The organism is Gordonia sp. ALPHA1B1 (assembly GCF_005502615.1).
Classification (GTDB): Bacteria; Actinomycetota; Actinomycetes; order Mycobacteriales; family Mycobacteriaceae; genus Gordonia; species Gordonia hongkongensis.
Genome location: NZ_SCOC01000044.1, coordinates 23,819 through 34,992 on the forward strand (window position 1 = coordinate 23,819; position 11,174 = coordinate 34,992).

The 11,174-nt window shown below is 68.0% G+C and carries 13 protein-coding genes; 6 read left to right on the forward strand and 7 right to left on the reverse strand.

Annotation, left to right across the window (positions count from 1 at the left end):
• Positions 1-113: 113 nt before the first annotated feature.
• Positions 114-1,382, forward strand: coding sequence for an MFS transporter (locus FFS52_RS20740; protein WP_065630765.1), 1,269 nt, complete (start codon positions 114-116; stop codon positions 1,380-1,382).
• Between the two features lie 44 nt (positions 1,383-1,426).
• Positions 1,427-2,500 carry a 2-oxoglutarate and iron-dependent oxygenase domain-containing protein gene (locus tag FFS52_RS20745; RefSeq protein ID WP_137810791.1) on the forward strand — a complete coding sequence of 358 codons (1,074 nt, stop codon included), beginning with the start codon at positions 1,427-1,429 and terminating at the stop codon, positions 2,498-2,500.
• Between the two features lie 15 nt (positions 2,501-2,515).
• Here FFS52_RS20745 and FFS52_RS20750 read toward each other — a convergent pair whose 3' ends face one another.
• The 6 genes from FFS52_RS20750 to FFS52_RS20775 form a co-directional block, all read right to left on the reverse strand.
• A complete protein-coding gene (locus FFS52_RS20750) occupies positions 2,516-3,580 on the reverse strand; it encodes an oxygenase MpaB family protein (RefSeq protein ID WP_137810792.1) in 1,065 nt (354 codons plus the stop codon).
• 54 nt (positions 3,581-3,634) lie between these two features.
• Positions 3,635-3,904 carry a DUF4235 domain-containing protein gene (locus FFS52_RS20755; protein ID WP_058251595.1) on the reverse strand — a complete coding sequence of 90 codons (270 nt, stop codon included), beginning with the start codon at positions 3,902-3,904 and terminating at the stop codon, positions 3,635-3,637.
• Between the two features lie 65 nt (positions 3,905-3,969).
• Positions 3,970-4,227, reverse strand: coding sequence for a DUF3618 domain-containing protein (locus FFS52_RS20760; RefSeq protein ID WP_068970279.1), 258 nt, complete (start codon positions 4,225-4,227; stop codon positions 3,970-3,972).
• Positions 4,228-4,623 carry a phage holin family protein gene (locus FFS52_RS20765; RefSeq protein WP_035718303.1) on the reverse strand — a complete coding sequence of 132 codons (396 nt, stop codon included), beginning with the start codon at positions 4,621-4,623 and terminating at the stop codon, positions 4,228-4,230. It lies immediately after the preceding gene.
• A 72-nt stretch (positions 4,624-4,695) separates the two neighbouring features.
• A complete protein-coding gene (locus FFS52_RS20770; protein WP_137810793.1) occupies positions 4,696-5,568 on the reverse strand; it encodes a biotin-dependent carboxyltransferase family protein in 873 nt (290 codons plus the stop codon).
• A complete protein-coding gene (locus tag FFS52_RS20775; RefSeq protein ID WP_068970281.1) occupies positions 5,565-6,230 on the reverse strand; it encodes a carboxyltransferase domain-containing protein in 666 nt (221 codons plus the stop codon). Before FFS52_RS20775 ends, FFS52_RS20770 begins: the two co-directional genes overlap by 4 nt.
• Positions 6,231-6,357: 127 nt before the next feature.
• Here FFS52_RS20775 and FFS52_RS20780 point away from each other — a divergent pair, with 127 nt between their 5' ends.
• From FFS52_RS20780 to FFS52_RS20795, 4 genes are all read left to right on the forward strand, one after another.
• Complete coding sequence (locus tag FFS52_RS20780; protein WP_137810794.1) at positions 6,358-7,308, forward strand: carbohydrate kinase; 951 nt, start codon at positions 6,358-6,360, stop codon at positions 7,306-7,308.
• Positions 7,309-7,369: 61 nt separating this feature from the next.
• On the forward strand, positions 7,370-8,692 hold the full coding sequence (locus tag FFS52_RS20785) for a citrate synthase (protein WP_078113443.1): 1,323 nt from the start codon (positions 7,370-7,372) through the stop codon (positions 8,690-8,692).
• Between the two features lie 56 nt (positions 8,693-8,748).
• Positions 8,749-9,117 carry an FKBP-type peptidyl-prolyl cis-trans isomerase gene (locus FFS52_RS20790; RefSeq protein ID WP_058251588.1) on the forward strand — a complete coding sequence of 123 codons (369 nt, stop codon included), beginning with the start codon at positions 8,749-8,751 and terminating at the stop codon, positions 9,115-9,117.
• Between the two features lie 14 nt (positions 9,118-9,131).
• A complete protein-coding gene (locus FFS52_RS20795; protein WP_137810796.1) occupies positions 9,132-10,421 on the forward strand; it encodes a deoxyribodipyrimidine photo-lyase in 1,290 nt (429 codons plus the stop codon).
• A 22-nt stretch (positions 10,422-10,443) separates the two neighbouring features.
• Here the strand turns inward: FFS52_RS20795 and FFS52_RS20800 are convergent.
• Positions 10,444-11,174, reverse strand: a 731-nt coding sequence (locus FFS52_RS20800; protein WP_171011692.1) for an HNH endonuclease signature motif containing protein, incomplete at its 5' end; no start/stop codon positions are given.

The window sequence follows — 11,174 nt, forward strand, 5'->3', positions numbered from 1 at the left end:
CGGGCGGAATGACCATAGCGGAGGGCAGCGACCACGCGACGGCACTGTCCACAGGCGGCCTTGTGGAGTGCCTGCGTGGCCGGACGTCGGCGGGCGGTCCTAGCATCATGGAAATGCCCCGCCTCCTCGCCGACACCGCGCCGCTGCGCAACCAGTACTTCCGGCGACTGTGGCTGGCGAACATCGTCACCGTCATCGGCGCGCAGTTGAGTGTGGTCGCGGTGCCGGCCCAGATCTACGAGGTCACCGGTAGCTCTGCCTACGTCGGACTGACCGGTGTCTTCGGCCTGGTGCCGCTCGTCGTGTTCGGGCTCTGGGGTGGGGCGCTGGCCGACGTCGTCGACCGCCGGACCCTGCTCATCATCACGACCGTCGGCCTCATCGTCTGCAGCGCCCTGTTCTGGGCGCAGGCCGCGGCGGGTGGGCAGAACGTGTGGATCGTGTTGGTGCTCTTCGCCGTTCAGCAGGCGTTCTTCGCCGTGAACCAGCCGACGCGGACGGCGGTGCTACCGCGGCTGCTCGACGCCAAGGACCTGCCCGCCGCGCTGTCGCTGAACATGACGGTCATGCAGGCCGGCGCCATCGCCGGGCCACTCGTCGGCGGCGCCCTGATCCCCGTCCTCGGCTATTCGCTGTTGTATTTCGTGGACACGATCTTCCTGCTGCCGACGCTCATCGCCGTCGCGATGCTGCCGTCGCTGCGGCCGGAGAGCGATGCCGCGCCCAAGGTGGCCGGCCTGCGTTCGGTCCTCGAAGGGCTGCGGTATCTCGCCGGGCACAAGATCCTCCTGGCGTCGTTCCTGGTCGACCTGATCGCCATGATCTTCGGCATGCCGCGGGCGCTCTTCCCGCAGATGGCCCACGAGAACTTCGGCGGCCCCGAGGGCGGCGGCATCGCCTTCGCCCTGCTGTTCACGGCGATCTCCGCGGGAGCCGTCGTCGGTGGGATCTTCTCGGGCTGGGTCGCCCGCGTGCAGCGCCAGGGCCTGGCGGTCATCGTGTGCATCATCATCTGGGGTCTGGCGATCACCGGAACCGGGATCGCGGTGTCGTTCGCCGACGGCACAGCCATGCCGATGCTCCTCGTCGCGGTGGTGTTGCTGATGATCGGCGGTGCGGCCGACATGGCGTCGGCGGCGTTCCGGCAGTCGATCCTGCTCACCGCCGCGACCGACGAGGTCCGCGGCCGACTCCAGGGCGTGTTCATCGTCGTGGTCGCCGGCGGGCCCCGGATCGCCGACGTCGCCCACGGCGCCGCGGCCGCCTCGATCGGGGTCGCCGCCGCGACCGCGTTCGGCGGTATCGCGGTCGTCGTCGCGACCATCATCGCGGCGTTGCTGATCCCCGCCTTCGTGCACTACCGCGCCGGTCAGCGCACCTGAGAACGGGTTCCGCCGACCAGCGCGGTCTCGCGATCGGTGCCACCATGGACGCCATGACCGCCGCCGCCACCGGATTCGACGTACCGCTCATCGACATCTCGCCGTACACGCGGAACGGCGACCCGGCCGATCGGGCCGTGGTGGCGGCCAGGTTCGACGACGCGGCGAGTTCGGTCGGCTTCATCCAGGTCGTCGGACACGAGATCCCCGCCGCCGTCATCGACGAGTTCACCGCCGCCATGGACGTCTTCTTCGCGCTGCCACTGGAGCTGAAGAAGACCTACCGCACGCCGCCGGAGATCAATCGGGGATACGCGCCCCCGAAGTCGGAATCCCTGTCGTTGTCGCTGGGGGTCGAGTCCGCGGCACGCATGAACGACTTCTTCGAGGCCTTCAACGTCGGCGTGGAGGCGACGCAGTACCCGGAACTCGATCTACCCGCCGACCACTACGCGACGAACACGTGGCCGGCCGTCGAGCATTTCCAGGCGGCGGTGTCGGCATACTTCAACGAGGCACGACGCGTCGCCCACACGCTCACCAGGATCTTCGCCGATGCCCTCGACCTACCCGCCGACTTCTTCGAGGGATTCACCGACCATTCGCTCGACGTGCTCCGGATGAACAACTATGCGCTGCCGCCCGGTGAGATCGAGCTGGACGGCGACCTCACCGGCATGGGGGAGCACACCGACTACGGCATCGTGACCGTGTTGTGGGCCGACCAGGTCAAGGGTCTGCAAGTTCTCGACCAGCACGGTGACTGGCACGACGTGAGTCCCGCCGACGGCGCGTTGCTGATCAACCTGGGTGATCTGATGGCGCGCTGGACCAACGAGCGGTGGATGTCCACCTTGCACCGGGTGAAGCCGCCCGTCGTCGACGGAACGGTGGAGCGGCGTCGTTCGGCTGCCTATTTCCACGACGGCAACCTCGACGCGATGATCTCGACCCTGCCGTCGTGCGTGGGGGCGGGCAGCCGCTATTCGCCGATCACCGTGGGCGAACACATCGGTGCGAAGCTCGCCGGCTCCCGAGCGGGCCGTCCGAACCCGCACGCCCCTCGGGAGGCCGGACGTGTCCGGCAGGCGATGCGCCGAAGCCAGGGGCAGCAGTAGTCGTTCGGGCGTATGTCAGTCCGCGGTGAGCACACCCGGGTACGACGCCCGCCGTGCCGCGGTCACCGGGCAATAGTGCATCGGGTTGCCGCGCTCGCTCTGCGGCGGGAGATTGCGCGTCGGCGTGTGCACGATCGGTGCATCCACGGCGACCTTGCCGTGCACGCGATCCCACGCATCGCGCGGTCGGGGGTGGCGCAGCGCCCGCTTGGGTAGGAGCCTGTGCATCACGAGGTTGATGCCCTGACCCACCAGACGGAATCGACGTTCGTCCTTGTCGGTCCACTCGAGCCCGAGGATCTCGCGGATCGGCTCGTCGTAGAACCCGGTGGTCAGCCACATGAACAGTTTCTGGTTCTGCGGAACCAGGTACCGGTCCCACAGCCACGTCGGGATGAAGCTCAGGAAGGGCGGGGGTGGCAACTGGGTGATGTCGAGGACCGTGCGGACCGACACGTGATCACGAAGCACGTTGCGGCACATGTGGTCCCAATACTCCAGGAAGTCCTCGTAGGTCTCCGGGACGGGACGCATGGAGACGCCGTACTGGGCGTACCAGGCTTTGGACTCCTCGAAGAGCTGACGCTTCTGGTCCTCGGTGAGGAAGGGGCCGAAGCGTTCGCACAGTCGGACGTTGCCGTACCAGAACGTGGCGTGGGCCCAGTAGAAGACGTCGGGATCCAATGCGTGATAGCGGGACCCGTCCTCCATGGTGCCCTTGACGGTGAGGTGGTAGTCGCGCACCTCTTCCCCCGTCCGGGCGCCGGGGATGACGGAATCGAAGACGACGCCGCTGATCGGATACAGGGAGCGCATCAGGCGCTGCCACCGTTCGCCGAAGAAGTCCGAATGGTCCCACACCGCCGCACCCAGCTTGGGATGCATGTTCTGGATCGACCCGGCCCACAGACCTTGGAACATCCCCGTCCAGGTCCCCCAGATCTGCCAGGTCAGCGAATCCGGGCCAAGGGGTTCGTACCCGTGTGTCGCCGACGACGCCGCGCCGGCCGGGCAGGTGGCCTCGGCCGACGCGGCGTCGACGGGACAGGTGTCCTGGGAAGCGTGCAGAACCTCGGCCATGAGACGAAACGATAGGTTCGTCTCACTCGGGTGTCAACCGAGGTCTGCCGGGAGTCACTCCGGATTCTCGTGGGTCACCGCCCGGTACCCGCGCGCTCCGGCGCGGTCGACGGCGGCGCGAACGAGACCGAACACGAGTCCTTGCAGCGCGGCGGCCACGAGAACCTCGGTGTTGCTGCGCTCGAGATCCTTGGGATCGGGCGCCGACTCGTCGTCGGAGATCCGCTTCCAGATCTGCCCGAACACCGCGCCGGCGGCGATACCGCCGAGCACGCTGGTCGCGAGGGACATCGGTTTGTACATCGCCTTCGATACGGCACTCATGACAGCTCCTTGCTCTTGGCTCGACTACAACCGCCCGACGGCGGCCTCTCAGCGACGACGGCCGGTCAGCGACGACGGCGGCGGATCACGATGAACGCGCCCAGCGCCACCACCGCGGCGACGGCCGCACCGATCAACACGGTCTGGTTCTCCTGGGCCTTCACCTGCGCGGTATGCGCGGTTTTCGACGCCGCCTCGTTCACCCGTGCCGGGACATCCAGCTTGGCCGCGAGAGCGTCGACCGTCTCGGCCAGCTCCTCCCGCTGTTGTTCGATCGGCGGCGGATTGTCGGTCGGATTCTGGTCGGGATGTGTCTCACTCATCTACAGGTGCTCCTTCACAGTCGCCACGTCACGCTGGACACTCTCGACGGTTCGCTCCGGTGCCGGGGGCACAGCGGATTTGGCGCGCTTGGCGCCGATCGCCGCGGCGGCCCCGCCGATGACCAGCAGCACGACGCCGACGATCACCGCTGCCAGCCACGCCGGCACGGCGTTTGCCAGTCCGAGCACGGCCGCCGCGACCAGCGTGCCGAGCCCGAACAACACCAGCAGCGTGCCCGCGCCGGAAATCCCCGCACCCACCCCGATGCGGGTGCCCTTACCCTTCATCTCCGCGACAGCGTGCTGCAGTTCGGTCTTCACCAGGGTCGTCGTCTGCTGTTGCAGACGTTCGACGAGTTGCACGGTCGACAAGTCGTTCACAGACGGATCACTCACGCTCGTACCTCCTATCGGGACGCTCGTATGCGTTCCCGCGGCGGTCGAAGGCGAAACATCGTGTCCGCGCGATCAGCACTGACGAAATCGGATCTCCGATCCGGGTACAAGCTGCGCGGCCAGGTCCACCGCGCCCGCGGCGAGGACCGCCACCACGGGGTAGCCGCCGGTGACCGGGTGATCGGCGAGGAAGATCACCGGACGGCCGCTGGGCGGGACCTGGACCGACCCGTGGGCGATCCCCTCCGAGCGGAGCTCGGCGGCGCCGGCGCGATGGGCGAGGAGCGGCTGCGCCGACCCCTCCGCGCGGTCGATCCGCACCCCGACCCGGTTGCTGTCGGACCCGACCAGCCACGTTCCGACGAACAGATCGGACGGCGACTCGAGATGCCCGGCCCGCGGACCCTCGTGGCACTCCAGCACGACGACACGAGGGTGGTCGCGGTCTGCGGGGGCGGACAACGCGGTGGGCCAATCGCTCGCCGCATGGCCCACGGGCAGACGGTCGTCCGTGCCGAGAGGTGGCGGTCCGAGCCCGGACAGCGTATCGGTCGCCCGGGAACCCAGTACGGGCTCGACGTCGATCCCACCCCGCACGGCGATGTAGTTGCGCAACCCCCAACCGGGGGTGTCGAGGGCCAGCTCGTCACCGGCGCGCAGCACCAGTGCCGCGGCGAGCCCCGCGGGGACCCCGTTGTGGCGCACCACGGTATCCGCCCCGGTGACCGCGACCAGGGCGTCGGCGTCGACGCGTGCCCGGAACCCGCCCAGCGTCGTCTCGACGACTGCCGCCCACTCCGCGTTGCCCACAAGGCGATTGGCCAGCGCGAGGGCCCCACGATCAGCACCGCCGGAACCGGGGACACCGAGATCGGCGTAGCCCGGTCGGCCGTGGTCCTGAACAGTCGCGAGGGGTCCCGTCGCGAGAACAGTCAGCGCGGTCATGTGCCGTCGCGTCCGGCGTCGACGAAGCGGACCACCCGGCCCGCAGCGAGCCGGGCGGGGGGATCGGCACCGGCATCCCACAGCCGAACATCGGTGCGGCCCAGCAACTGCCAACCGCCGGGACTCGACCTCGGGTACACCGCGCTGTACCCGGCGGCAATCGCGACCGACCCCTCCGGAACATTCGTGCGGGCCTCCCGGCGTCGGCCGACGGCGTCGAACGGATGCGCTGCCTCGTCGTCGGCGACGAGATACCCGAAACCCGGTGCGAAGCCCATGAACTGGACGCGCCATCGGGTGCGACAGTGCAGCCCGATCACCTCGTCGGTCGTCATCTCCAGTGCCGCAGCGACATCCGGGAGGTCGGCACCGTCGTAGACGACCGGGATGACGATCTCGTCGGTGCTGTGGATGTCGGGATCGCCCGCGCGCTTCCGACGCCGGAGCGCCCGGCGGACACCGAGTTCGTCCAGCCCGCGGCCGGGACGGGCCTGGACCAGGACGGTGTGCGCGCTGGGCACGAGGTCGGTGACCTCGGGGAGTTCACCACCCCGGATCGCTTCGCGGAGCGCCGCGACCGCGCTGAGTACCGCGGCCGACGGGGAGTCGTCGGCCGAGAAGTCGAGGACCACCGCATCGGGGCCCGCCGGCAGCTCGTGCATCCAACGAACTTACCCCGCGCGACACAAGGTTCCGGCGCGCGAACTCGTCGAGGTGTCCACGCCCCGATGGCAGACTCGAGACGAGACGCCGGATGCGGGTGCCCGGCGCGGGCCGTGAGGAGGCAGAGTGAGAGAGATCGTCGTCTGCGGTGAGGCGCTCGTCGATGTCGTACAGCAGGGCGGTGGCCGGCACGACACGACCGCCGGCGGTCTGGCGCCGTTGCAGCCCGCCCTCGGTGGTGGCCCGTTCAATGTGGCAATCACGCTGGGACGGTTGGGGAGTGCGGTCTCACTGCTGTCCGCGGTGTCCACCGACACCTACGGCGATGCGGTCCTCGACGCACTCCGGGCCGCCGGCGTGGGAACCGCGTTGGTCCAGCGTCGTGACGAGCCCACCTCGTTGGCCCTGGCGACCATCGCCGACGACGGTTCGGCGCACTACTCCTTCTACGTGGAGGGCACGGCAGATCGCGCGATCGACGATCCCGGCGCACTGCCGCCGACCGTCGCGGCGGTGACCTTCGGGACCCTCTCGCTGGTCCTGGAACCCGGTGCCACCGTGTACGAGAACCTGATGCGCAGATGCCGGGCCGAGGGCCGAGTCGTGGTGCTGGACCCGAACATCCGGCCCGCGGTCATCGCCGACCCCGAGGCCTATCGACGGCGCTTCCGGAGCTGGATGTCGTCGGTGGACGTGGTCAAACTGTCCGACGAGGACGCGGCCTGGCTCAACAAGGGGTCCGCGGGAAGTTCGACCACAGACTGGCTGGCCGACGGTGTGGCCGCGGTCGTCACCACGGAGGGGGCCTCGGGCCTCACCGTCCGGACCGCGGTCGGTGAGGTGAGTTCGCCGGCGCCGGCCGTCGATGTCGTCGACACGATCGGCGCCGGGGACAGCGTGCTCGGGGGCCTCGTCAACCACCTGGATCGGCGTGGTCGACTCACGCCCGGAGCAGTGCGTTCCCTGACCCTCCAGCAGTGGCGGGAAGCGGCTGAATTCGCAGCTCACGTGGCTGCGGTGACGGTCTCGAGGCCCGGCGCCGACCCTCCGTGGGCGGGCGAGCTGAGAAGCGACTAGGTTGTACCTGTGTGTCCTACCCGGTCACTGTAAAAATCTCTGATCTGAATAAGGGGTTCGTGTGTCTGCTGAAACAGTCCCAGCCGACCAGGCGTCCGACACGGCCTCAGCGACCTTCACCTACCCCGGTGGACAGCTGGAGCTCCCGATCCTGAAGGCCACCGAGGGCACCGACTCGGTCGCGCTCGGCAAATTCCTGGCCGAGACCAATCTGACCACCTTCGACGGTGGCTTCGTGAACACCGCGTCGACCAAGTCGGCCATCACCTACATCGACGGTGACGCCGGCATCCTGCGCTACCGCGGAATCCCGATCGACCAGCTGGCCGAGAAGTCGACCTTCATCGAGGTGAGCTACCTGCTCATCTACGGGGAGCTCCCGACTCCGTCGCAGCTCGAGGACTTCACCACCAAGATCCAGCGCCACACCCTCCTGCACGAGGATCTCAAGCGCTTCTTCGACGGATTCCCCCGCAACGCGCACCCGATGCCGGTGCTGTCGAGTGCGGTCAACGCGCTGTCGGCCTACTACCAGGACTCGCTCGATCCCAAGGACGACGAGCAGGTCGAGCTGTCGACGATCCGCCTCCTCGCGAAGCTGCCGACCATCGCGGCGTACGCGTACAAGAAGTCGGCGGGACAGCCGTTCCTGTATCCCGACAACTCGCTGAGCCTCGTCGAGAACTTCCTGCGGATGACCTTCGGCTTCCCCGCGGAGCCCTACGAGGTCAACCCCGAGGTCGCCAAGGCCCTCGACATGCTGTTCATCCTGCATGCCGATCACGAGCAGAACTGTTCCACCTCGACCGTCCGCCTGGTGGGCTCGTCGCAGGCCAACCTGTTCACGTCGATCTCCGGCGGCATCAACGCGCTCTGGGGCCCGCTGCACGGCGGCGCCAACCAGGCCGTGCTCGAGATGCTCGACGACATCCGGGCCGACGGTGGCGACACCAAGGACTTCATGAAGCGGGTGAAGAACAAGGAGGCCGGCGTCAAGCTGATGGGCTTCGGTCACCGCGTCTACAAGAACTACGACCCGCGCGCCGCCATCGTGAAGAAGACCGCCGACACGATCCTGGAATCGCTTGGCGTGCAGGACGACCTGCTCGACATCGCCAAGGGTCTCGAAGAGGTCGCCCTCAACGACGACTACTTCATCGAGCGCAAGCTGTACCCGAACGTGGATTTCTACACCGGTGTCATCTACCGTGCGATGGGCTTCCCGACGCGCATGTTCACCGTGCTGTTCGCGCTGGGACGCCTGCCGGGATGGATCGCGCACTGGCGCGAGATGCACGAGGACCCGACCACCAAGATCGGCCGTCCGCGTCAGCTCTACACCGGCTACACCGAACGCGACTACGTGCAGATGGGCGATCGCTGAGCGACCGTTCCGACGCACCGCCTGACCGCCGAACGCCCGACTCAAAGGAGAGTCCAGTGACCAGCACCGAGAAGCCAGTGGTCGAGTTCCAGGCGGGACCCCCGCCGGCCGACCTCACCATCTCCGACCTCATCGTCGGCGAGGGCGAGGAAGCCGCTCGCGGCGGCATCGTCGACGTCCACTACGTCGGGGTCGACTACGAGACGGGCGAAGAGTTCGATTCGTCGTGGGATCGCGGCCAGTCGGCCAACTTCCCGCTGGACCGGTTGATCCCGGGCTGGCAGGAAGGCATCCCCGGGATGAAGGTCGGCGGACGCCGCCAGCTGACGGTTCCGCCCGAGCTGGCCTACGGCTCGGCCGGTGCCGGACACCGTCTCTCGGGACGGACCCTCGTGTTCGTCATCGACCTGCTCGGAGTGGGCTGACGTCCGCCACCGAACTGGTCTGGCTCAGGCGCGATCTACGCCTGAGTGACCTCCCGCCGCTCGCCGCGGCCGCCTCGAGGACCGATTCGTCGGTCCTCGTGTGCTTCGTGGTGGACCCGCGGCTGGAGAAGTCCGCGGGCGAGCGGCGGCTCGCGTTCCTGTTCGACTCCCTGCGGGAACTGGACGACAAGCTCGACGGCAAGCTGCTCGTCGTGCGGGGCCGACCCGAGGTCGAGATCCCGAAGCTGGCCCGGGCGGTCGACGCCGAACGGGTGCACATCTCCGAGGACTTCGGCCCGTTCGGCCGCCGACGCGACGAGGCCGTCGCCGACGCGCTCGGCGACATCGAGCTCGTGGCCACCGGGTCGCCGTACCTCGTCTCACCCGGTCGTGTCACCAAAGACGACGGCGAGCCGTACAAGGTCTTCACCCCGTACTTCAAGCGGTGGCGTGACCACGGCTGGCGTGCGCCCGCCGACTCGTCGGTGCCTGCGAAGAAGATCGTCGATCCGTCCGAGCTGACGAAGACCGGGCGCATCAAGATACCGAAGTCGCCGACCGGGTTGTCGTTGCCCGCCGGTGAGGACGCGGCGCTCGAGCGGTGGGCCGAGTACGTCGACGACGGTCTCGCCGACTACGACTCCGGCCGCAACGATCCCGCGGGTGACAGCACCAGCCGGATGTCGGCGTATCTCAAGTACGGCAACATCCATCCCCGCACGATGGCCGCCGATCTCGGCAAGGGCAAGGGGCCGCAAGCGTATCTACGCGAACTCGCCTTCCGCGACTTCTACGCCGACGTGCTGTTCCACTGGCCACATAGCTTGTGGCACAACTGGAATCGACAGTTCGACGGCATCGACCTCGACACCGACAAGAAGGCCTACGAGCGTTTCGACGCATGGAAGGCAGGGCGTACCGGTTTTCCGCTCGTCGACGCCGGGATGCGTCAGCTCGCGGAGACCGGGTACATGCACAATCGGGTGCGCATGGTGACCGCGTCCTTCCTCGTCAAGGACCTGCACCTGCCGTGGTGGTGGGGAGCGGAATGGTTCCTCGAGCAGCTCATCGACGGTGACATGGCGTCGAACAACCACGGCTGGCAGTGGGCCGCCGGTACGGGAACCGATGCGGCGCCGTACTTCCGGGTGTTCAACCCCGAGGCGCAGGCCAAGAAGTTCGATCCCGACGGCGAGTACGTCCGACGCTGGGTCGGTGACGTCGAAGCCGACGACTATCCCGAGCCGATGGTCGATCACAAGGCCGAGCGTGAGGAAGCGCTCCGCCGTTTCGGCCAGATCTAGCTGATCTCAGAGGACGAGTCCGTCAGAATGGTGGCGGGTTCTCGAGGAAGTCGCGACGGTCGGCTTCGAGTTCGGCCTCGCGTCGTTTCTTGTTGCGGGCGCGTTCTTGTCGCCGGCGGGCCAGTTTGGCGTCCAGTCGGCTGTGTGTGCGCTCTGGGTTGTCGGTGGTGATCACCCGCGGGGTGGGTGGGGCTTGGGCGGCTTGCTCGAACCGGATCCGCCGAAGGTTCGGGAAGGTGTCTTCGAGGGTTTCGGCATCCCCGGGCAGAGTGACCCCTTCGGGGGTCTCGTACTCGGTGACCAGGCGACCGTCGTCGTCGCGGTACTGCACATCGACCCAGTCCCCGTGGGTCTTGAACAGGTGACTAGGTCGGCATTTGGCGTTGAGGTTCTCACTCGACGTCGCCCCACCCCGGGCGGGGTCGGTGTGGTCGTACTCGATGACGTGGTCGAGATCGCACGCGAACGCTGAACGCGTGCAGCCGGGTTCGGTGCAATATCCGTCCCGCACCCGCACGAAATCAGCACACGACGCGGTGGGCCGATACCCGTTGCCGGGATGGGTGGCCGGGTAGACCACTGCGACCGATAGCGCGGTGGCATCGGCCGAGTCGCCGAAGTGCGCTGCGGTGGGCTCATTCTCACCGTCGGCTCGAGTGTCCTTGTCTGGTGCCGGGTGCTGGGCGGTCCGCCGCTGGTCATCGTCGTTGGTGCTGTCGGCGACGTAGGTGGGTTGGGTGCGGGCGGGGGGGG